This window comes from Bradyrhizobium sp. (assembly GCF_019244115.1).
Lineage (GTDB): Bacteria > Pseudomonadota > Alphaproteobacteria > Rhizobiales > Xanthobacteraceae > Bradyrhizobium.
In genome coordinates this window covers 1-22,755 of the sequence record NZ_JAFATE010000344.1, presented here as the reverse complement: position 1 = coordinate 22,755, position 22,755 = coordinate 1, and the positions used below count along the sequence as shown (strand labels likewise).

At 64.4% G+C, this 22,755-nt stretch carries 18 protein-coding genes; 15 read left to right on the top strand and 3 right to left on the bottom strand.

What is annotated here, in order from left to right; translation table 11 throughout:
• Positions 1–127: 127 nt before the first annotated feature.
• A complete protein-coding gene (locus JOZ76_RS15225; RefSeq protein WP_291699442.1) occupies positions 128–1,462 on the bottom strand; it encodes a S41 family peptidase in 1,335 nt (444 codons plus the stop codon).
• Positions 1,463–1,506: 44 nt separating this feature from the next.
• Here JOZ76_RS15225 and JOZ76_RS15220 point away from each other — a divergent pair, with 44 nt between their 5' ends.
• The 13 genes from JOZ76_RS15220 (at position 1,507) to JOZ76_RS15160 (ending at position 16,382) form a co-directional block, all read left to right on the top strand.
• A complete protein-coding gene (locus tag JOZ76_RS15220) occupies positions 1,507–1,710 on the top strand; it encodes a hypothetical protein (protein WP_291699441.1) in 204 nt (67 codons plus the stop codon).
• A gap of 443 nt (positions 1,711–2,153) precedes the next feature.
• Positions 2,154–3,290 (top strand): alpha-hydroxy acid oxidase, encoded by a 1,137-nt coding sequence (locus JOZ76_RS15215; protein ID WP_291699440.1) that lies wholly within the window; start codon positions 2,154–2,156, stop codon positions 3,288–3,290.
• A 43-nt stretch (positions 3,291–3,333) separates the two neighbouring features.
• A complete protein-coding gene (locus tag JOZ76_RS15210; protein WP_291699439.1) occupies positions 3,334–4,434 on the top strand; it encodes a rhomboid family intramembrane serine protease in 1,101 nt (366 codons plus the stop codon).
• Positions 4,435–4,438: 4 nt separating this feature from the next.
• Positions 4,439–5,068, top strand: a complete 630-nt coding sequence (locus JOZ76_RS15205; RefSeq protein ID WP_291699438.1) for an HAD-IA family hydrolase — start codon at positions 4,439–4,441, stop codon at positions 5,066–5,068.
• A gap of 24 nt (positions 5,069–5,092) precedes the next feature.
• Positions 5,093–6,304: a molybdopterin molybdotransferase MoeA gene (locus tag JOZ76_RS15200; protein ID WP_291699437.1), complete on the top strand. Its 1,212-nt coding sequence runs from the start codon at positions 5,093–5,095 to the stop codon at positions 6,302–6,304.
• A 465-nt stretch (positions 6,305–6,769) separates the two neighbouring features.
• Positions 6,770–7,783: an ABC transporter permease gene (locus JOZ76_RS15195; RefSeq protein ID WP_291699436.1), complete on the top strand. Its 1,014-nt coding sequence runs from the start codon at positions 6,770–6,772 to the stop codon at positions 7,781–7,783.
• Positions 7,784–7,828: 45 nt separating this feature from the next.
• On the top strand, positions 7,829–8,854 hold the full coding sequence (locus JOZ76_RS15190; RefSeq protein WP_291699435.1) for a sugar ABC transporter substrate-binding protein: 1,026 nt from the start codon (positions 7,829–7,831) through the stop codon (positions 8,852–8,854).
• Positions 8,855–8,931: 77 nt separating this feature from the next.
• Positions 8,932–11,070, top strand: a complete 2,139-nt coding sequence (locus tag JOZ76_RS15185; protein ID WP_291699434.1) for an ABC transporter permease — start codon at positions 8,932–8,934, stop codon at positions 11,068–11,070.
• 3 nt (positions 11,071–11,073) lie between these two features.
• On the top strand, positions 11,074–12,192 hold the full coding sequence (locus JOZ76_RS15180; protein WP_291699433.1) for an SMP-30/gluconolactonase/LRE family protein: 1,119 nt from the start codon (positions 11,074–11,076) through the stop codon (positions 12,190–12,192).
• Positions 12,192–13,733, top strand: a complete 1,542-nt coding sequence (locus JOZ76_RS15175; RefSeq protein WP_291699432.1) for a sugar ABC transporter ATP-binding protein — start codon at positions 12,192–12,194, stop codon at positions 13,731–13,733. The genes JOZ76_RS15180 and JOZ76_RS15175 overlap by 1 nt, the downstream gene beginning before the upstream one ends.
• A 460-nt stretch (positions 13,734–14,193) precedes the next feature.
• A complete protein-coding gene (gene lexA, locus JOZ76_RS15170; protein ID WP_291699431.1) occupies positions 14,194–14,898 on the top strand; it encodes a transcriptional repressor LexA in 705 nt (234 codons plus the stop codon).
• A 733-nt stretch (positions 14,899–15,631) separates the two neighbouring features.
• Entirely contained in the window at positions 15,632–16,054 is a 423-nt protein-coding gene (locus tag JOZ76_RS15165) for a hypothetical protein (protein ID WP_291699430.1), read from the top strand.
• 91 nt (positions 16,055–16,145) lie between these two features.
• Positions 16,146–16,382: a hypothetical protein gene (locus JOZ76_RS15160; RefSeq protein ID WP_291699429.1), complete on the top strand. Its 237-nt coding sequence runs from the start codon at positions 16,146–16,148 to the stop codon at positions 16,380–16,382.
• Between the two features lie 15 nt (positions 16,383–16,397).
• Here the strand turns inward: JOZ76_RS15160 and JOZ76_RS15155 are convergent, their stop codons facing one another.
• Positions 16,398–18,677: a ComEC/Rec2 family competence protein gene (locus tag JOZ76_RS15155; RefSeq protein ID WP_291699428.1), complete on the bottom strand. Its 2,280-nt coding sequence runs from the start codon at positions 18,675–18,677 to the stop codon at positions 16,398–16,400.
• Between the two features lie 101 nt (positions 18,678–18,778).
• Positions 18,779–20,458 carry a glutamine--tRNA ligase/YqeY domain fusion protein gene (locus JOZ76_RS15150; RefSeq protein WP_291699427.1) on the bottom strand — a complete coding sequence of 560 codons (1,680 nt, stop codon included), beginning with the start codon at positions 20,456–20,458 and terminating at the stop codon, positions 18,779–18,781.
• A gap of 122 nt (positions 20,459–20,580) precedes the next feature.
• On the opposite strand from JOZ76_RS15150, the gene gltX reads away from it, so the two are divergent.
• Complete coding sequence (gltX, locus tag JOZ76_RS15145) at positions 20,581–22,002, top strand: glutamate--tRNA ligase (RefSeq protein WP_291699426.1); 1,422 nt, start codon at positions 20,581–20,583, stop codon at positions 22,000–22,002.
• Positions 22,003–22,168: 166 nt separating this feature from the next.
• Positions 22,169–22,755 (top strand): citrate/2-methylcitrate synthase (locus tag JOZ76_RS15140; protein WP_291699425.1); only part of this gene is annotated, 587 nt, incomplete at its 3' end.

Sequence of the window (22,755 nt, the reverse complement as noted above, 5' to 3'; positions counted from 1 at the left end):
GTTCGCCGCGAGGGCTGAGCTGACAGGTGTTCGGAGAGATGGCTGACACATCTCCGTCTTGCGCTGCGGACAAGCAACATGTGGATCCCGGGCACAAGGCCGGCACGATGAAAGCAGTGGAAAAAGTCTAGTTCGGCACCGCCGCTTTGGGCGCGGGGCGGACGTCGGCATTGACCGTGACGCCGCGCAGCAGGTTGAAGGCCGCGTTCAGCGCCTTGTCGTCCTTTTCGTCCGGCGGCACATAGGATTGCGAGCCGGTCTGCTCGGCGCCGTCGGCCGACAGATGCCCGCGCATCGACGCCTCGCCGCGGATGTCGGCGCGGCCCTTCAGCTCGTCCGGCACCTCCTGCAGGATCTCGATGTCAGGCGCGATGCCCTGGGCCTGGATCGAGCGGCCTGATGGCGTGTAGTAGCGCGCGGTCGTCAGCGCCAGCGCGCCATTGCCGGCGCCGAGCGGAATGATGGTCTGCACCGAGCCCTTGCCGAAGGACCGCGTGCCGACCAGCGTCGCGCGCTTGTGGTCATGCAGCGCGCCGGCCACGATCTCGGAGGCCGACGCCGATCCGCCGTTGACCAGGACGATCAGCGGCTTGCCCTTGGTGAGGTCGCCGCCGCGCGCGGTGAAGCGCTGGGTCTCCTCCGGATTGCGGCCCCGCGTCGAGACGATCTCGCCGCGCGGCAGGAAGGTGCTGGCGACCGACACCGCCTGGTCGAGCAGGCCGCCCGGATTGTTGCGAAGATCGACGACGTAGCCGGCGAGCTTGTCGGCGGGAATCTCCTTGCCGATGTCGGCGATCGCCTTGTGCAGGCCGTCGGTGGTCTGCTCGTTGAACGAGGTGATCCTGATATAGCCGATGTCGCCGCCTTCAGTGTGCGAGCGCACCGGCTTGACGCGGATGATCTCGCGCGTGATCGCGACGTCGAACGGCACATCCTTGCCCTTGCGGATGATCTTGAGCTTGGTCTTGGTGTTGACCGCGCCCTTCATCTTGTTCACGGCCTGCTCGAGGCTCAGCCCCTGCACCGCCTCGCCGTCGATCTGGGTGATGAGGTCGCCCGAGAGCAGGCCGGCCTTGGCCGCAGGCGTGTCGTCGATCGGCGCCACGACCTTGACGAGCCCGTCTTCCATCGTCACTTCGATGCCGAGGCCGCCGAACTCGCCTGACGTGGTCTCCTGCATCTCGTGCCAGGACTTGTCGTTCATGTAGCGTGAGTGCGGATCGAGCGAGGTCACCATGCCGTTGATCGCGCCTTCGACTAGCGCGCTGTCGCTCGGCTTCTCGACATAGTCGGCCCGCACGCGCTCGAACACTTCGCCGAACAGGCTGAGTTGGGAATAGGTGTCGACGCCGGCGGCCGCCTTAGCCCTGGCAATGAGCTGTTCACCTTGAGGCCCGGTCGCAAGCAGGGCCAAGCTCGCACCAGCCAGCGACCCCAAGAGAAACAGAACATTCTTCCGCATAGCTTCGCGCTTTCCGCGTTGGTGATGACGCCTTGAGACGAGAGATGACGACGCTTGACGATAAACCCAGAACCAACAACCAGCAGCAACAAACGATCAGCAACAAACGCGACATCCGCTGCTCACCGATGCGTCAGCCGCTAACGCCCGCGAGCCCGCAACGCGAATGCCAAAAGCCACCTTTCCGGGAAAATCGTTTCCCGGCGGCCCAGCGACTCTTAACATCTGCGCTTCCGCAACAAAAATGAAATACGATGTTAGAATCGATAAAGCAGAAAAATCAGGACTCCTTTCTGTTTTCTTCAAGGCCGGCCCGACGGTTGCTGGCGTGTCCGACAGGAGCGCCCCGCATGGCCAGATGGAATCATCAACGCCTAGTTTCAAGGCACAGAGTCAGCCGCACTTCGCGAATTATCTGAATTTTCCGCGGACGCGACAATCAAATCGGCTTGTTCGGTTGTACGGTCGACCCGTTCTTGACCGCGCAGCGAAAGCGCCATGGCACCGCGCCATGTCGTACGGATTCTGCCGCCACGGGCAAAAAGATCATACTTTTCCTCCTCCCCAGGGATGGAACCTCACATCAAGGCTTCCCTGGAGCCATGCATTTTTGGGATAGCGCTCAAGCGCAAGAAACGATAGGCGAAAGACAAACACAGCCTGACGTTACCGGTGATCGGGAGGACAGGGGATGCACGAGGCGACGCCGATCCGGCCCGCACGGAAGAATATCGAGCTCGGCGCAAGCGACGAGACGTTCCAGAATCTCCACGAGTTCATCCGCAAGGCCCGCGCCAATCTAAATCAGAACGCGTGGGACTACATCGTCGGCGGCGCAGAGACCGAGACGACGCTGCGGCGCAATCGCATGGCCCTGGACGAGATCGCATTCCGGCCGCGCGTGCTGCGCGACGTGGCGCGCGTCGACCCAGCGGTCGAGCGATTCGGCCGAAAGTTGCGCTTGCCGGTCGTGCTGGCGCCGGTCGGGGCGCTGGAAATTTTTGATCCCGATGGCGCGGCCAGCGTCGCGCGCGGGGCTGGCGCCTTCGGGGCGGCGCATATGCTGAGTTCCGTCTCCGCCCCGGGGCTGGAGGCGGTCGCGGAGGCCGCGCCGGACGCCTTACGCATGTTCCAGCTTTATGTCAGGGGCGATGACGCTTTCGTCGCGGACTATGTCAGCCGCGCCATTGCCTGCCGCTACACGGCATTTTGCATCACCGTGGATACCGCCCATTACAGCCGGCGCGAGCGCGACATCGCCAAGCGCTATGTGCGCGAAAGCCGGCTGCGCTCCACCGGCGGCGACTACCAGAAGGGGCTGAGCTGGCGCACCGTCAAGCTGGTCAAGGACAGGTTCGACATCCCGCTGGTCATCAAGGGCATCGCCACGGCCGAGGACGCGAAGATCGCGCTCGATCACGGCGTCGACTGGATCTACGTCTCCAACCATGGCGGGCGGCAGCTCGATCATGGCCGCGGCGCCATGCATGTGCTGCCCGAGATCGTCGACGCGGTTAAGGGGCGCGCCAAGATCATGGTCGACGGCGGCTTCTGCCGCGGCACCGACATCGTGAAGGCGATCGCCTCGGGTGCCGATCTCGTCGGTATCGGCCGGTTGCAGTGCTGGGCGCTGGCCGCGGCCGGCGAGCGCGGGGTCGAGCGGATGCTGGAACTGCTGGAGGACGAGGTGGCCCGCTGTCTCGGGCTGCTCGGCCTGACCTCGTTTGCCGACCTCGACAAATCCTTCCTGCATCCGGCGACTCCGACCAATATGCCAAGCGTGCTCAGCGCTTTCCCGCTGTTGGACATCGAGCCGTTCCGCTATTAGGAACCGGCGGGCGCGCATCCCGTCGCCCGGGGATTCGCCGCTCATGGCCTATCGCGACAGTCAGAGCTTTTTCGCGGCGCCTCAGGCGGCAGTTTATCTGCTGCTGGCCGTGAACATCCTGGTGTTCGCGCTGTGCCTGAAGCTTGCCGGGACGCCGGAACTGCCCGGCGCGCTGCTGTACCGCTATGGCGCCATGCATGCCTTCGCGCTGCCGCGCCAGGAATACTGGCGCTTGATCGCCTATGGATTTCTGCATTCGAACCTCGTCCATCTCCTCACCAACATGCTATGCCTGCTGCTGTGGGGCGGACAGCTCGAAAGGCGGCTGGGCTGGACCTATTTCGTCGTGGTCTACGCGAGCGCGCTGGTGTTCGGCGCCATCATCGGTGACGCCCTTCACGCAAAACCCTATCTCACGGTGGGCGCATCGGGCGCGACCTCCGGCATCCTGGGCGCACTGCTGTGCCTGTGGATCCTCGGCCGGACCGACCTTCCCGGCAACTTCTTCGTCATTAATATCGGCCTGAATGTCGTGCTGGCGCTCAGCAATCCGCGCATCGACTGGGGCATCCACGCCGGCGGCTTTTGCGCTGGCCTGATCGCCTGCGCGCTCCTGGACCTGCTCGAAAAGACCGTGTTCCGCCTGCTCCGCTGCAAATTCCCGGAATTCGCCAAGGCTAACCTGTTTGTGCTCGCCGGCGCGGCTGCCATCCTGTGGTGGGGCGCCCAGTCCGCAGCGACCGTCGATCGCATGCAGGCCGGGTCGATTGCGGCGGTCTTCGCCCTCGCCAGCCTTCTCGTCGTCAAGCTGGCCGATGTGGTTCTGACCCTGCGAAAGGGGCTTGCCATCATCGTGATCGCACTCGCCGCGGCGAATGCCGCCGTGGTGCCGGCTTGCGCGACCGTATTCGCAGCGCAACTGGCCTCCGCGTGCACCAGCCCTCCGTCCACCCCTGTGGCGGCGCTCGACGCCATCATCCAGGCACTGTGCGCAAGCCCGGGCCCGGCTGCGATCGGAGCCGCAGCACTCGCCGCCGTGCTGACCGTGCTGCTCTACTCGCAGGAGCTTTACCGCGGCCTCATCGACGTCGGTTTCGTCGCCACGTCGCTGCAGGCCGCCCGCCATCGCAGCCGGGGAATTTGATCTGATGCCATCAGCACCTCTCGCCAAGGGCTCCGCCGACGCGCTGCTGTTCGATCTCGGACGCGTGGTGCTCGACATCGATTTTGCCAGGGCGATTGCCACATGGGCCGGCCACGCCGGCTGCGCACCGTCAGACATCCTCACCCGCTTCGTGCGCGATGAAGCCTATCGGCTGCATGAGACCGGGCAGATCAGCGACTCCGACTATTTTGCGACGCTGCGCGCAGCGCTCGGGATTGCGATTTCCGACGCGCAATTCCTGGAAGGATGGAACGCGATCTTCGCCGGCGAAATGCCTGATATCGCGGATCACCTGGCGCGCGCCGCAAACCACCTCCCGCTCTACGCCTTCTCCAACACCAACGGTGCGCATGTCGCACATTTCACCGTTGCCTATGCCCCCCTCCTCGGCCATTTTCGTGAGGTCTATCTGTCCTCCACGATCGGCTTAAGAAAACCGGACAAGGCCGCCTATGATCACGTGGTGGAGGCGATCGGCGTGCCGGCCTCGCGCATCCTGTTCTTCGACGATAGCGCCGAGAACGTCAGGGGGGCGCGGGCCTGCGGCCTTCAGGCCGTCCATGTCAGGTCATCCGAGGACGTCGCGGATGCGCTCGCCGCACTCGGGATCTAGCCAGATGAATTTGGGAGTCTTGCCGTGGGCTTGATGCCGGTTGCCGATGCGATTGCCGCCATCCTTGCAGGCAGCGAGCCGCTTCCCGAGGAGATGATCGCACTCGATGCGGCCTACCACCGCATTCTGGCACGCGATGTGGCGGCGCTCCGTACCCAGCCGCCGGAGGCGATGTCGGCGATGGACGGCTATGCCGTGCGCTCGCAGGATGCCACCAAGCCCGACGCGCGGCTCACGGTCATCGGCGAGGTCGCAGCCGGCCGGCCGTTCGACCGTGCGATCGGCCCCGCCGAAGCCGCCCGCATCTTCACCGGCGGCGTCATTCCGAAAGGGGCCGACGCCGTCGTGATCCAGGAAGACACCATCGCCGACGGCAGCACGATCAGGATTACGGAAGCGGCGAGGCCCGGACGCCACATCCGTCCCGCCGGCGTCGATTTCCGCGAGGGCGACGTGCTGCTGAAAGCCGGCAGGCGCCTCAGCGACCGCGATCTGTCGCTCGCCGCCAGCATGAACTATCCAAAACTCCCGGTGCGGCGGCGGCCGAAAGTGGCCCTGCTCGCCACTGGCGACGAACTGGTGATGCCCGGAAGCATCCCCGGGCCCGGGCAGATCGTCTATTCCAATGGCTATGCGCTGCGGGCGCTGGCGCGCGCCGAGGGCGCCGAGACGATCGATCTCGGCGTCGCCGCCGACACGACAGCGGCAACCACGGCAGGAATCCGTCAGGCGCGTGACGCAGCGGCCGACATTCTCATCACCACCGGCGGCGCCTCCGTCGGCGATCACGATCTGGTCAAGGAATCCCTGGAGGCCGAAGGCGTGACAATCGCCTTCTGGAAGATCGCGATGCGGCCGGGCAAGCCGATGATGCACGGGCGGCTCGGCGCGATGCGCGTGATCGGCCTGCCCGGCAATCCCGTCTCCTCCTATGTCTGCAGCCTGTTGTTCCTGGTGCCGCTGATCCGGGCGCTGTCCGGCGCCCGCGTGCTTCACGATGCCCGCGAGCAGGCCGTGCTCGGCCGCGACCTCGACGCCAACGATCTGCGCGAGGACTATCTGCGCGCACGCCTCGAACGGCGCGCGGACGGCGCATGGATTGCGACGCCGGTCACGCACCAGGACTCGTCCCTGCTCGGCTTTCTCGCTTCAGCACAGGCGCTGGTGATCCGTCCGCCGTTCGCGCCGGCGGCTAAGGCCGGCTCACCCTGCCAGATTTTGCGGCTGCCGGAATAAGCAATCCCAACAGTCGTCATGCCCGGCCTTGTGCCGGGCATCCACGTCTTTCTTCCTTTTTGGGTCTAAGACGTGGATGGCCGGGACAAGCCCGGCCATGACGACGTGGAAGGGCCAGTGCTACACCGCCTATCGCGATAACGCCGATAGTGTGCATCGCGCATTGAAACGCATCTCATCATCCTACCGTTGCGATGCGATTTGAAACTTAGTTTCAAACGCTCGTCGTGGCATACATGGGCGCTCGCTGACGATCGCGATCGAGGCCTGCACGTCTCGTACGTCGACCGAATCGCATTGTTTGGTTTCAGCATCACCGCACGCGCCGCACTTCATTTGATATTTGACGAGCGCCGCCATCCCGTGGAAGGTTGATCCCAACAAAAAACTTGGGAGGGATGTGATGCGCAAGGTCGCGGCCTCGTCCACCACTAAGGCAGCGCCACGCTGCGTCGCGGAGCTGCCGTGGCCTTTGACTCGCCTCTTGCCCCGCCGCGCACGTCCCGCCTTCGCCTGAACCTGGCCAAGCCCAACCAGGAGCAGATCGTTCTGTTGATCACGATCGCGCTGCTGATCGGCTTCGGCCTCACTTTGCACGGTTTTGCGACGCTCTCTAATCTGCTCAACCTGCTGCGCAGCATCTCGATCCTCGGCATCCTTGGCCTGGGCATGGGACTGATCGTGATCAGCCGCGGCATCGATTTGAGCGAAGTCGCGATCATGGCCGGCTCCTGGGCGATCGCTCTCATTGAAATGCAGAAGGGCCTGCCGATCGGCTGGGCCTGTCTGATTGCACTCGCGATCGCGCTCGCAATCGGTATCGTCAACGGCATCATGGTCGCTTTCGTCGAGGCGCCGGCGCTGTTCGTCACCCTCGCGGCGGGCTTTGTGATCTACGGGCTTGCGTTCTCCTTCGCGCCGGCCTGGGTGCTCTATGCGCCGAAGGACGCGCCGGCGCTGATGTATCTCGGTGGCGGACAGCTGTTCGGGATTCCCGTGCCGATCTTCGTGTTCGCGGGCGCGGCGATCGTCATGCATCTGTTCCTGTCGAAAACCTCGACCGGTCGTTTCATCTACGCCCAGGGCGACAACCCGGAAGCCGCGCGGCTGTCCGGCGTTGCGCTGCGGCCGCTGATCGTGCTCGAGCACGTCCTGGTCGCCCTGCTCGCCTGGATCGCGGGCCTGGTCTGGGTCGGCACCACCGGCAGCATGCAGATGATGATCATCCAGGGCACGATGATCTACGACGTGGTGCTGGTGGTGGTGATCGGCGGCATCAGTCTGGTCGGCGGCCGTGGCAGCGTGTTCAGCGTGGTCGTCGGCTGCGTGCTGATCGGCATCCTGCTCAACGCCTTCACCATCATGGACGTCAACAACGAGGTGCAGAACATCATCAAGGGCATCGTGCTGCTCGCGGCCATCGTGCTCGACAATTTTTTGCATCCCCGCGACGAGGAAACAGCGCGACAAGGCGACTGATCGGAAATTCAAGAAGCTTTCACATCGAGAAACCGGGAGGAAATCATGAGCAAGGTCTCGAAAGCGTGGACGGCAGCGGTTGCGGGGCTCGCACTCGCAGCGCTGCCATTGATGGCGTCTGCGCAGGAGGAAGGCGGCACCAAGACCGCGCGCGAACTCCGCGCCGACTACGACAAGTCGTTGAAGGGCAAGAGCATCGCCTATCTGCCGATTGCCCTCGGCGTGCCGCTGTCCGACGAATGGGGCCGCGTGGTGCAGGAGGAGGCCGAGTGGCGCGGCATGAAATACATCGTGCGCGATCCCAACAACAATCCCTCCGCCATGCAGCAGGCGTTGACCGCGCTGGTCGACCAGAAGCCCGACGTGCTGATCGTGCAGAATCCGAGCGTCACGCTGCTGATGAAGGACCTCAAGCGGGCCGAGAGCCAGGGCACGCATGTCATCCAGATCAACATGTCGTCGAACTACAAGTCCGGCGCCTTCGTCGGCGCCGACTGGAACGAGATCGGCAAGATGCTGGCGACCGACGTGGTCAAGCAGTGCGGCTCCGGCTCGGGCAAATCGGGCAAGGTCCAGATCATCCAGGGCGAGCTCACCGCGGCCGCCAGCGTCGACCAGGTCGCCGGCATCATGGAGGTGTTTGGCAAGGATTCGGCGATCAAGGTCGTGTCCAACCAGGCCGCCAACTGGGACACCAACACCGCAATCAACATCACCGCGACCGTCATTCAGCAGCACCCGGATCTCTGCGCCAGCGTCGGCTTCTGGGGCATCATGCAGTCCGGTGCGGCGCAGGCGATCCGCAATGCGAACAAGATCGACGACGTGAAGATCTATGCCTCGGGCGAAGGCTCGCAGCTCGATTGCGACCAGCTCAATCAGGGCAATTTTTACAAGTTCCTGAGCTACAAGGCGACCGAACAGGGCCACGACCTGATGTTCGCGGCGCAGACCCTGCTGGAGTCCGGCGACAAGCCCGGCACAAAACATCTCGAATATTACACCCGGCCGATCTGGCTCGATAAGAGCAACGCCAGCGGCGCCAACTGCTTCGCCCTTCCGAAGAAGTAGTCTGGGACGTGGGTCGCGCCGGCCTGCGACAAATGCGGGCCGGCAGTTCGCGCGTTGTGACCGGGAGGGCTTTTCCGATGTCGATGGCTGCGGATTCATGGACCGCCTCGGTGCGGCGCTTCTCGCCGCGCCTGCTCCTGTCAGAGCTGCTGTTGAAGCAGTGGTTCGAGCCCGTGATTCCGTTCACGGTCATGATCGCTCTCTGGCTCTATTTCGCGCTCACGATCCCGGACTACGCTACGATCCAGAACACGCTGTCGCTGCTGCGCCTGTTCGCCGAGTTCGGTTTCGTCGCGCTCGCGATGGGGTTTTGCCTGATCAGCGGCGGCATCGATCTCTCGGTCGGCGCCATCTTTGCGTTCTGCAATTTCTCGGCGCTGTACTTCCTGTTCGTGCTCGAGCTTCCCGTGTCCCTCGCGATCCCGGCGACGCTTGCGGTTGGCGCCGCGCTCGGCAGCGTCAACGGGCTCCTGATCGGCTTCTTGAAGACGCGGCCGTTCCTGACTACGCTGGTGATGCTGATCATCCTGCGCGCCTGCGTCAACCTCCTCAACACCAGCTACGCCCAGGTGTTCGCCACCAACTCGGTCGACAGCGATGCCTGGGATTTTCTCGGCGTCGGCAGCGTGCTCGGCATCCCGATCAATGCCGCGACGCTCTTCGTCGTGCTGCTGGTCTGCCACATCTTCCTGTCGCGCTCGCGTTATGGCTGGCATCTCACGGCAATCGGCGCCAGCCGCAAGGCGGCGCGGCATGCCGGCATCCGCGTCCGGCTGATCCTGTTCTTCACCTATGTTCTCTCGGGCGTGCTGTGCGCGGCCAGCGGCATCTTCTACGCGGCGCGGCAATCCTCCACCGACTCGACGACCGGCGTGGGCTGGGAGTTCCAGGCCCTGACCGCGGTCGTGCTCGGCGGCGTCTCGCTCGCCGGCGGCAAGGGCACGGTCTGGCGCGCGATGATCGGCGCCCTGATCGTCTTCCTCTTGATCAACGGCCTGGTGCGGATGGGCATCCCCGGCTACGTGACCTCGGCCGTCATCGGCATCATCCTCCTCGCCGCCGTCGGCATCGATGTCAAATGGGCCAAGAACCGTGGCAAGGCGATCCAGAAGATCTACGTCAATCCCGCCTTTGTCGCGCTCTCGCCGGCGCCCTCGGTGCAGGTAGGCGCGGCCTCGCCCTATGCGCAGAACGACCGCCTCATCAACGCCCAGGCGATCGGGCTCAACCAGGTCGAGGGGCCGGAGGACGTCATCCTCGACCGCCAGGACCGCCTCTACGGCTCGACCCGCGACGGCAACATCATCCGCTTCTCCGGCCCCAATTTCGAAAAGCGCGAAGTGTTCGCCCATATCGGCGGCCGGCCGCTCGGCATGCAGTTCGACCGCGACGAGAACTTGATCGTCGCCGTTGCGGGCATGGGCGTCTATGGTGTCAAGCCGGATGGCGAGGTGTTCAAGGTCACCGACGAGACCAACCGCACCTGGTATAAGCTGAACGACGATTCCCGCCTCCGCATGGCCGACGATCTCGACATCGGCCCCGACGGAAAAATCTATTTTTCCGATTGCACCACGCGCTACGAGATGACGACCAACACGCTCGACATTTTGGAGGCCCGTCCGAACGGCCGCATGGTCTGCTACGATCCCAAGACGAAGACCACGCGCACCATCATCAACCATTTCTATTTCCCGAACGGGGTCTGTGTCTCCCACGACGGAAAATCGCTGCTGATCGCCTCGACTTCGCTATGCAAGATCTTTCGCTACTGGCTTGCAGGCCCAAAGCGGGGCCAGACCGAGATCCTGATCGACGAGCTGCCGGGTAATCCCGACAACATCAACCGCGCCTCCGATGGCAATTACTGGCTGGCGCTGGTCGGCATTCGCACGCCGACCTTCGACCTCGCGGCGCGCAAGCCGGGTTTCCGCCTTCGCATGGTCAAGCAGGTGCCGACGGACGAGTGGCTGGCGCCGGCGCTCAATCACGGCTGCGTGCTGAAATTCAACGAGCAGGGCGAGGCCCTGGAGTCCTGGTGGGATCCGACCGGCATCTCGCATTCGACGCTGACCTCGATGCGCGAGCACAAGGGCTATCTCTATCTCGGCGGCCTCGAGAACAACCGGATCGGGCGCATCAAGCTCGATGGCGCCGACGAGAGCTGGTGCGGCTACGATGCCTATTGGGGCGCGAAAAGCAAGGTGACGGGGTAGGCCGTGGGACTGTTCGACCATTTTCTCCGCGACATCCGCAGCGTCATCAACCGCGACGGCGAAGACAACGCGATCCCGCCGCTCGACGGCGCGCTCAGCCCGAACGACCGGCTCGATGCCTGCACCGTCATCGGCGATCCCCTGCCCGGCCTCGACGATGTCGTTGCCGCGGCCGATGGCGCCCTGTTCGTTTCCGCGGGAAAATGCGTTCTCCGACTGTCGGGCGACGGTTTTGCATCACGCGCGGTCGTGGCCGAGTTCGAGGGCGACGCCGGGGGGCTTGCGGTTCATCCCGATGGGCGGCTGCTCGTCTGTGTCGCCGGACGCGGGCTGGTCGCGCTTGATCCTGCCCGACCAAACCCGCACTGGCTCAACGCGGTCGATGGTCAGATGCTGGCCGGGCTGACATCGGTCGCGGCGAGCGCAGACGGCCGCATCTTCGCCGTCGAGGGCTCAAGCGGCCGCCCGCCTGACGCCTGGCGCCGCGACCTGATGGAAAAGCGGCACCACGGCCGCCTGATCGCCTGCGACGCGTCGCTGGGATCGCCGGCGACGCTGCTGCAAGGCCTGCACTATCCCTATGGGATCGCGATTGCGCCCAATCGCAGCGAACTCTGGTTCACCGAGAGCTGGGCCCACCGGATCAGCCGCATGGCGCTGTCTGGCAGCGGAGCAGGACACCCCATCGTCATCCAGCGCAACCTGCCCGGCTATCCAGCCCGGCTCAAATCGGACGGGCGCGGAGGGTTCTATCTCGGCCTGTTCGCGCGCCGCACCCATCTGATCGAGTTCGTGCTGAAAGAGGACGATTTCCGTCAGGAGATGATCGCCGGCATGCCGCCCGACTACTGGATCGCACCGGCCTATGCGGGCGGGGCCGATTGTCTCGAGCCGATGCAGATTGGGGGCGTCAAGGCGCTCGGCATTCAGAAGCCGTGGGCACCGCCGCGCTCCTATGGGTTGCTTGTCCATCTGGACGGCGATGGCGAAGCGACCGACAGCATTCATAGCCGCGCCGGCGGCCGCTTCCACGGCATCACCGGTGCCTGCGCAACACCGCAAGGCGCGGTGATTGCAAGCCGAGGCGCAGGCTGCCTCCTGCTCGCACCGGGAGAATTTTGATGAACGACACCGCCACGCTTGCCAACGCGACCGGTGCCGCCGATCAGACCCGCAAACCGGTGCTGCAGGTCACCGGCGGAGCCAAGATCTACGGCGGCGTCCACGCCATCGAGGGTATTGACTTCGATCTCTTCGCCGGCGAGGTCCATGCGCTGGTCGGCGAGAACGGCGCCGGAAAATCGACGCTGTGCAAGGCGATCGCCGGCGCGATCCAGCTCACGTCGGGCGACATCCATGTCGATGGCCGCCGCGTCGATTTCGGGCAGCCGCGCGATGCGCTCGCGGCCGGCATCTGCATGGTCTATCAGGAGACCAGCCTGGTCCCGACCATGACGGCGGCCCAGAACATCGAGCTCGGCAACGAAAAACTGCTGACGCGTTTTCGCACCCTGAACATCCAGGCGCAGCAGCTTTTGCAATCGCTCAATTTCCACGTCGACCCGGCGACGCCCGTCGCTCTGCTCGGCACCGCCAAGAAGCAGATGGTCGAGATCGCGCGCGCGATCTACAACAAGGCGCGCATCATCATCTTTGACGAGCCGACGGCAAGCCTGACGCCGGAAGAGATCGTGCACTTCTTCCATCTGGTCCGCGACCTGCGCGCGCGCGGCGTTGCCATCATCTACATCTCGCACGCGCTGGAAGAATCGCTGCAGATCGCCGACCGCATCACCGTGCTCCGCGACGGGCGGCTGGTGATCACGGCGCCGGCGAAATCGCTCAACCGCGACGCGCTGGTGCAGCACATGGTCGGCCGCCAGGTGGCGCAGGGGATCTATCAGCGCAGCAAGGCGGCCAACCAGCGCCGCGAGAAAGTGCTGACGGTCGAGAACGTCACCATGGGCATGGTGGTCAAGAACATGTCGTTCTCGGTCTATGCCGGCGAAGTGGTCGGCATCGCCGGCCTGATCGGGTCAGGCCGCACCGAGATCGCAAAAATCATCTTCGGGGCGCTCAAGCGCAATCTGGTCAATGGCGGCACGATCCGGCTGCGCGGCAAGCCGATCCGCTACCGCGTGCCGCGGCAGGCGATCGACGATGGCATCGCCTACATCACCGAGGACCGCAAGGCCAACGGCTTCTTCGAAACCATGATCGTCGACGACAACGTCTATATCGGCAAGCTCGCCACAAGATTAGGTTTCAGCTTCCTGCTGTCGCGCGCCCGCCGCTCGAAACTGGCCAACTACTGGGTCGAGCGGCTCAAGATCAACGCGCTGCAGCGCAAGGCGAAAATTGTCGAACTGTCCGGCGGCAACCAGCAGAAGGTGGTGCTGGCCAAATCGCTCGGCCAGGATCCCTCGATCGTCATTTTCGACGAGCCGACGCGCGGCGTCGACGTCGGCACCATTCCCCATATCCATGCCGAGATCCGCCGCCTCGCCGACGAGGGCAAAGCCGTGGTGGTGATCTCGTCCTATCTGCCCGAAATTCTCGCGGTCTCCGACCGTATCCTGGTGGCCCGCACGGGCCGCATTGTCGCCGAGTTCAACGCGGCCGAGGCCACCCAGGACAAGATTCTGTACGCCGCGGTGCATTAATCGCACCGCATTGACCGGTGCTGATTCGCGCATGCCGCCATCGCGGGACGCGCTCAGCGCAGCGGTGCGCGCGCCGAACTGGCTTTGCGAGCGCGATGAGATCCGAACGGACGATTCGCGGCCGCACGATGCCAGTTCCGCGCGGCCGTTGCGGGGTCGCAGTTTCGTCGATCCGGCTGCGGCACAGGCACATCTGCGACATGCCCGGCTCGCACCGGCAGTCATCGACGATACGTTCGGCCCGATTTCAGACGTCGGTATAATCGGACCGCCCGCTTCGCGTTGGCGCGCGACATTTACCGCGTTCACCGCAAATTAAGGAGTTGCGGAACACATACCGAACATATAGTGTTCGTTCATGATTTGTTTCGAGCGCTGGTTGCAGGTAGCCTCGGCAAGCCTGCTCGATAAGCGATTTCGAACATTTTCAGGACGGCATCAACCGGGGGACTTGATCGCGATGCTCACGCGCAAACAGTACGAACTTCTGCGTTTCATCAATGAGCGGCTCAAAGAGGCCGGCGTCCCTCCCTCCTTCGACGAGATGAAGGACGCGCTTGATCTGCGCTCGAAGTCCGGCATTCACCGGCTGATCACCGCGCTCGAAGAACGCGGCTTCATCCGCCGCCTGCCGAACCGGGCGCGCGCCATCGAGGTGATCAAGCTGCCCGAGCTTTCGGCGGCTGGTGGCTCCAGCCGTCGCGGTTTTACGCCGAGCGTCATCGAGGGCAATCTCGGCAAGGTGCGCGCGGCCAGCGCCGGCGCGGATGACAGCGGCGAACGCCCGGTGGCCGTACCGGTGATGGGCCGCATCGCGGCGGGCACGCCGATCGAGGCCCTGCAGACGCGCAGCCACACCATCAGCGTGCCCCCGGACATGCTCGGCTCGGGTGAGCACTATGCGCTCGAAGTGCGCGGCGATTCGATGGTCGATGCGGGCATTCTCGATGGCGACATGGCGCTGATCCAGCGCAACGAGACCGCCGAGACCGGCGACATCGTGGTCGCGCTGATCGACGAGGAGGAAGCAACCCTAAAACGTTTCCGCCGCCGCGGCGCATCCATTGCGCTCGAGCCGGCGAACACGGCCTATGAGGTGCGCATCCTGCCGCCGAACCGGGTCAAAATTCAAGGCAAGCTGGTCGGCCTATATCGAAAGTATTGAGCGGGACTGCCGGGAGAATTCGTTTTCTGCGATGCGCCAGCCCTGCAGCTGGTGCAGCCGCGCTGCGTGATGCTGCCAGTACAGCGCGATGAGCCAAGGTTGAATTGAGTGCCGCATCGGTGAGGGCTCCCTCCCCGGCCTGCGACCCGCCTGCGGGGGAGGGCTGAGGTGGGGGCACTCGTCTCATCAAGTGAACCATGCGGTTACCGCGCTTGGCGTTCACCCGCCGCGCCGACGGATCTTCAAGCAGAACTCATAATCAGTCGGTCGCGATCGCGGCCAGCGCGTCGCAACGACTTTGAGTGATTGCCGGGCACGTTCGGTCCTGGCCGCGCCTCACCAAAGCGTGACTCATCGTCGCACGAATGAAAACAATCGCGGGATCCTGAGTTGTTGCTTGCGAGCAGCGCCGCGCTCATCTTGCGACGGGTGTTCGCGTGCGCTCTTCGCTCGCGAGACCGGCGCGACAAAGCTCCCATTTCATCGAAACGCCTTTCGAGCAAGAGGCGTATCGATTCCAGCGAGATCAGCCCTTAGCCACGCAAACAGCCTAGACCTTTGCGCTCACAGCCGCACGCAGGCACAAAGAACGTCCACGCATTTGTGATCGAACGGTTGCGCGCATTGATCGTAGAATTGCCCATAATGAAGCGAACAATAGCGCGCTTATTGTCCACTGATAGAGGCGGTGCCTCTCAGGGCGCTGGCTCTATCGAGAACGAGGAGCAGACCAATGTGTGACTATAGCTTACACGCCGTCGCGACGCGCCCGGCCAAAGTTGGAGAAACCTTGGTAACCACGACATTCCGCGGCACCGCGACACGCGGCTTTGCCTCCGAGACCGATCTCAATGTCGCGGTGTGCATGCTGCCCGGCACCGAACTCGCATTCGCCGACAACGTCCGGTACGATAACCGTTGGATCTGGACCAAGACGATCGATTCGCGCGTCGGGAAATTCAACCAGATCGATCGCGACATACCCTACCGGCATCATGACGCGGTGGAATTCGCCGATGGCAGCTATGTGCTGGTGACGCAACTCTGCGAAGGACAGCGGGTAACCGTGCTGCAGTTGCCCGTCACGCATGCGCCCGTCGAGCACAAGCATCAGACGCCGGCTGCTCCGGTTGTCGAACGGACACCGATCGGATAAGTTCGGCGGCTCAAGGCTTCGACAGCAATTTTCTGCCCTCGGCGATGTCTCGCTGTTCGCCGAGGGGTGATACCCCTCGGTCAACAGTTTCGTGGTCAACAAGATTACCTGGCAGAAGGCCGGTCGGGTCACCAAACCCGGGCGCTACATGTTCACGTTCGGCTGGCTCACCGTCACGTCCGACGATCTTGCGGTATGGGAGCGCTATCCGGACGCGTCGTTCACGCTCGTCGAGGTTGCGTCCGACGCCGACGCGCCGGATGAATTCCGGCTCGGCACGTTCGACATCGCGGAATCATCTGCGGATCACGCGGATCAACAGCCGTAATGGGTCTCAACAGCTCTAGTCGTCCGCTTGAAGGTCGGCCTCGGAGGGTGTCGCGTCCGGCCCGCGCGGCGCCGAAGCTTTCGGAATAAACGACGTATCGGTCTCTGCGCCAGCGCCCGTCGCCGGCGACCAGGGCCGGTCCATGCCGCGCGGCCTGACCGCGTCCACGACAAAGCCATCGCCCCGCTGCCGCAGCGCCAGCGCGCCCTCCCGATGCACGCGCTCGCGGCCGATCACCGAGGCGGCGCAGGACGCGGGCGCTTGCCGCGCACTGACGACGAGTGCGGCCCGCGCGCAGTCATCGGCCAGCGCGTCGGCGCGCAGGCTGAGCGCGACCAGCGCGCCGTCGGCCTTCGGCACCACGCAACCCGCTTCGTCGCAGGAGACGCCGCTCGAGAGTGACGGATCGGTCACGCCGCGCGCGTCCGCATCCGCCGCCAGCCATTCCTTGAACAGGAAGGCGTCCTTGCTGGTCCGCATCAGATGCAATTGCCCATCCCGGCCCCGCACGGCGACGTTGTGCCCATCGCCGGAGATCAGGATATCCGGCCGGGGCGTAGCCGCGGCCCACACGACCGCCAGCGCGAGCAAGGCCGCGCCCGACCAGCGCAGCGGTGTGCGCAGCAAGCCGAGCAGGATGAGGCCAGGGCTCGCGAGGATGAGGGGACCGGCGCCGAACCCGGCGACGCGTCCGACCGCCCCGGGGAGCGCCGCAACCCACCGCGTCACCGCGATCATCCAGTCGATGCCGAGGCCCATCGCTTGCCAGCACACCCCGTCGAAGCCGAATGGCATGGCGAGCAGCCCGATGATTCCCGCAGGCATCACCACCGCCGAGACCACCGGCATTGCCGCGAGATTGGCGAGCACGCCGTAAGGCGTCACGCGGTGGAAATGAAAGGCCGCATAGGGCGTGGTCGCAAGCCCCGCCACCAGCGAGGCGAACAGCAGCATCATGAGTTCCCGCCCGCTCCACAGCGCCACCCGCGCCGTCGTGGAGCTGTCGGCGGAGGCAAGCAGCCGCGGCATGCCGAACTGCACCAGCGCGACCAGGCCGAGCGTCGCCGCGAACGACATCTGGAAACTCGGATGCACCAGCGCCTCCGGCGCGATCACGAGCACGATCATCGCGGCCAGCGCCAGCGTGCGGAAGGTGATGGCGCGGCGATCGACGATCACCGCGATCAGGACGACCGCCGTCATGTAGAATGATCTTTGCGTCGCGACCTCGGCGCCCGACAGCAGCAGATAGAAGGCGGATGCGGCGAGCGCCGCGGCGGCCGCCCACTTCTTGATCGGAAAACCGACGGTCAGCGCGGGAAACAGCGCGAGCAGCGCGCGCACGGCAAAGAAGACGACGCCGGCGACCACGGCCATGTGATAGCCGGAGATCGACAGCACGTGGCCGAGCCCCGAGATGAACATTGCATCATTGACGGGCTCGGTGATCGCATCGCGCCGCCCGGTCAGGAGCGCGGTCGCGATTGCCCGCTCGTCGCCATCGAGCCGGGTGCGGATGCGGGCGTCGATCGCATCGCGCAGGTTCTGCATGAGGGCCGCATAGCGCAGCGCGAGGCCGCCGCTCTCGGGCGGCGCGGCAGTCCTGATCGCACCCATCGCAAAGCCTGAGGCGCCGATGCCCTGAAAAAACAGGTCGCGGGCGAAGTCGTAGGACCCCGGGCGAAGCGGCGCGAGCGGCGGCATCAGCCGCGCCTTTAGCTCGACGAAACTGCCGACGTCGGGTGCGGTCCCCTTTTTAACCGATAGCCTGACGCGGTCGAGCGTCACATGCCCGCGCTGGCTTTCCATCGCCGTCACGCGCAGCACGAAACGGTCGGTCTTCTCGCGGATATCGCGCGTCTCGACAAAGCCCGACAGCGCGACCGAATAGAGCGGCCGCGCCAGCACGGTGTGGCCAACGTGGGCGGTCCGGAAGGTCGCGGTCGCAAAGCCCGATGCCACTGCCGCGAGCAGGACGGCGACCGCGAACAGCCGGTGCCGCCGCATCGGCCAGCAGACGCCGCACAGAACCAATGCGGGCAGCGCCGTGACCCACAGCACGGGCTCGCGGTCGGCCGTGAAATACAGCGCAATGCCGGCCCCGAAGGCGACCGGCACCCAGGGCAAAAGCCGGCCGGCGCCCGCTTCCGCGCGAATCCACGCCTTGAGCCTGGCGACGAACGACGACCAGGCCTCGAAGTCGACTGGCGCAAAACCGCCGGCCTGCGCCCGTCCACCGAGCGGCCAGGTCCCGGCAATTCCCTGCGTCCGCGGCCTTCTGCCCGGCTCCGCCATATGCCCCACGCCCCGGAGATCCAGAGAGCGTTAAGCTACCGGAGGTAGTCAGCTCCGGGATAGCGGAACAAACCGAGAAAGCGGAGGAAAGCTCGGCGCACTCACCCCTTGGCGACTTCCTTCGCAAAGCTGTCGCGCAGGCCGATGGTGCGGTTGAACACCAGCCCGTCCGCGGTGGAATCCGGATCGCGCACGAAATAACCCTGCCGCTCGAACTGCACGGCGGTGTCGAAATTGCTCTCGGCCAGCGATGGCTCGACACGGGCGTCCTTCAAGACCTCGAGCGACTGCGGATTGAGGTCGGCGGCAAAGTTGCCGGCATCGGGACTCGGGCTCGCGAAGAGCTGATTGTAGACGCGGATCTCGGCTACCTTCGACTGCGCCGCCGGCAGCCAGTGCAGCGTCGCCTTCACCTTCCGTCCATCGGGCGCGTTGCCGCCCCTCGTCGCCGGATCATAGGTACAGCGCAGTTCGACCACCTCGCCTGCTGCGTTCTTGACCGCTTCGCGGCACTTGATGAAATAGGCATAGCGCAGCCTGACCTCGCTGCCTGGCGAAAGCCGGAAGAACTTCTTCGGGGGATTCTCCATAAAATCATCCTGCTCGACGAAAAGCTCGCGGCCGAACGCGATCTTTCGCGTGCCGGCTGCGGGATCATCAGGATGATTGATCGCCTCGATCTCCTCGCTTTGCCTTTCCGGATAGTTCTCGATAACGACCTTCAGCGGCCGCAGCACCGCCATCCGCCGCGGCGCGGTGCGGTTCAACTCCTCGCGGATACAAAACTCCAGCATGCCGACATCGACCACGCTGTTGGCCTTGGCGACCCCAATGCGCCTCACGAATTCGCGGATCGCCGCTGGCGGCACGCCGCGCCGCTTCAGCCCTGCAATCGTCGGCATGCGCGGATCGTCCCAGCCGGAGACGTGACCGTCCTGGACGAGGCGGGTCAGCACGCGCTTGGAGAGCAGCGTGTAGGTCAAATTGAGGCGCGCGAACTCGTACTGATGCGGATGCGACGGCACCGGCAGCTTGTCCAGGAACCAGTCATAGAGCGGCCGGTGGTCCTCGAACTCCAGCGTGCAGATCGAGTGCGTGATGCCCTCGATCGCATCCGACTGGCCATGCGCATAATCGTAGCTCGGATAGATCGACCAGGTGTCGCCGGTGCGCGGATGATGCGCGTGCAGGATGCGGTAGAGCACGGGATCGCGCAGATTGATGTTGCCTGCGGACATGTCGATCTTCGCGCGCAGCACCCGCGCGCCGTTCGGAAATTCGCCGGCCTTCATGCGGCGGAAAAGGTCGAGATTTTCCTCCACGGACCGATCGCGGAACGGACTGTTCTGGCCGGGTTCCGTCAGCGTGCCGCGGCTTGCGCGGATTTCGTCCTGCGACTGGTCGTCGACATAGGCGAGGCCGTTCAGGATCAGCCCCTCGGCCCATTCGTAGAGGCGTTCGAAATAGTCGGAGGCAAAAAACAGGTTGTTGCCCCAATCGAAGCCGAGCCAGCGCACGTCGGCCTGGATCGAGTCGATATATTCCTGTTCCTCCCTGGTCGGATTGGTGTCGTCGAAGCGCAGATGGCAGCGGCCCGAAAATTCCTCTGCGATGCCGAAATTCAGGGCAATCGACTTGGCGTGGCCGATATGCAGGTAGCCGTTCGGCTCCGGCGGAAACCGCGTCACGATCGTCTTGTGCTGTCCGCTGTCGAGATCGGCCTGGACGATGTCACGAATGAAATCGCGTCCCGCTTCCCTCGCCACTGTCTCTGTCGTCATCAGTCTTTCCCTCAGGAATCAATCGACTATCTGCCAAATCCGCTTGTCTCAAGGAAGGCTTTAGTTATGCACGGTACCTGCTATACACCCGCCTTCCGAACACCTGCCCACGCTTGCCGTCAATGACCGATCCCATCGTCACGCGCTTTGCCCCCTCCCCGACCGGTTTCCTCCACATCGGAGGCGCCCGTACCGCGCTGTTCAACTGGCTCTATGCGCGGGGGCGCGGCGGCAAGATGCTGCTGCGCATCGAGGATACCGACCGCGAGCGGTCGACCAAGGCGGCCATCGACGCCATTTTGGACGGCCTCAAATGGCTCGAGCTCGATTGGGACGACGACGTCATCTACCAGTTCAGCCGCGCCGCGCGCCACCGCGAGGTGGCCGAGCAACTGCTGGCGGCCGGAAAAGCCTATCACTGTTACGCCACGCCAGAGGAACTGGCCGCCATGCGCGAAAAGGCCCGCCGCGAGGGGCGTACCCGCCTCTATGACGGGATGTGGCGCGATCGCGACCTTAAGGACGCGCCCGCCGGCATGAAGCCGACGATCCGCCTGCGCGCGCCGCTGACCGGCGAGACCGTGATCGAAGACCAGGTCCAAGGCCGCGTGGTCTGGCAGAACGAAAATCTCGACGATCTCGTGCTGCTGCGGGGCGACGGCACGCCGACCTACATGCTCGCCGTCGTCGTCGACGACCACGACATGGGCGTCACCCACATCATCCGCGGCGACGATCATCTGATCAATGCGGCGCGCCAGAAGCAGATCTACGACGCGCTGGACTGGACCGTCCCCAGCATGTCCCATATCCCGCTGATCCACGGCCCGGACGGCTCAAAACTGTCGAAACGCCACGGCGCGCTCGGTGTCGATGCCTATCGCGCCATGGGCTACCTGCCGGCGGCCCTCAGGAATTACCTGGTGCGACTCGGCTGGAGCCATGGCGACCAGGAAATCTTTTCGACGCAGGAGATGATCGAGGCGTTCGACCTGCCCGCGATCGGCCGCTCGGCCGCCCGCTTCGATTTCGCCAAGCTGGAAAACCTCAACGGCCACTATATCCGCCACAGTGACGATGCGGCGCTGGTCAAGATGTTCGAGGCGGTGCTGGACTACGTGCCCAAGGGGGCGGAGCTCAAGCCAAAACTCAACCAGACCACGCGCACGCAACTTTTGCAGGCGATGCCGAGCCTGAAAGAGCGGGCCAAAACCCTGATCGAGCTGATCGACGGCTCCTACTTCATCTTTGCCGACCGGCCGATCGAGATCGAGCCGAAGGCTCTGGGCGTGCTGACGGCGGAAAACCGCGCCCTGATCGGCCGCCTGCGCGACGCGCTCGCCGAAGTGTCGCCCTGGAGCGGCGAGACCACGGAGGCCGCCATGCGCGCCTTTGCCGAGGCGAGCAACCTGAAACTCGGCGCGGTGGCCCAACCGCTGCGAGCGGCGTTGACCGGCCGCACCACATCGCCCGGTATTTTCGATGTCTTGGCGGTGCTCGGTCGCGAGGAATGCCTGGACCGGCTCGCGGATCAGGTTACCTAGTTTTCCAGCCGCAACCGTCGTTTCACGGCCGCGGTTCCGCCCATCTTGCGGTGCACAGGGCAATACGTTACCCATTTGCGCGGCGCGACATACTGGATTTTTCGGCCTGCCTCGCCATGTCTTAACCACGCGCCATCAAGCGCGACGAGCTCATCGGGGACTGACGATGGACGCCAAATCCGAAACAAAAACCGCGACGCTGACCGTCGGCAACAAGAACTACGATCTCCCGATTCTGAGCGGCACCGTCGGTCCTGACGTGATCGACATCGGCAAACTGTATGGCCAGTCCGGGATGTTCACCTACGATCCCGGCTTCACCTCGACCGCGAGCTGCCAGTCAAAAATCACCTACATCGATGGCGACGCCGGCATTCTCGAATATCGCGGCTACCCGATCGAGCAGATCGCCGAACACGGGGACTTCCTGGAGACCTGCTATCTCCTGCTCTACGGGGAGCTGCCGACCGCGGCACAGAAGAAGGATTTCGACTACCGCGTGACCCATCACACGATGGTGCACGAGCAGATGGCGCGCTTCTTCCAGGGCTTTCGGCGCGACGCCCATCCGATGGCGATCATGGTGGCGGCGGTCGGCGCGCTGGCCGCGTTCTACCACGACTCCACCGACATCAACGATCCGCAGCAGCGCATGATCGCCTCGATGCGGATGATCGCAAAGATCCCGACGCTGGCGGCGATGGCCTACAAATACACCGTCGGCCAGCCTTTCGTTTATCCGAAGAACTCGCT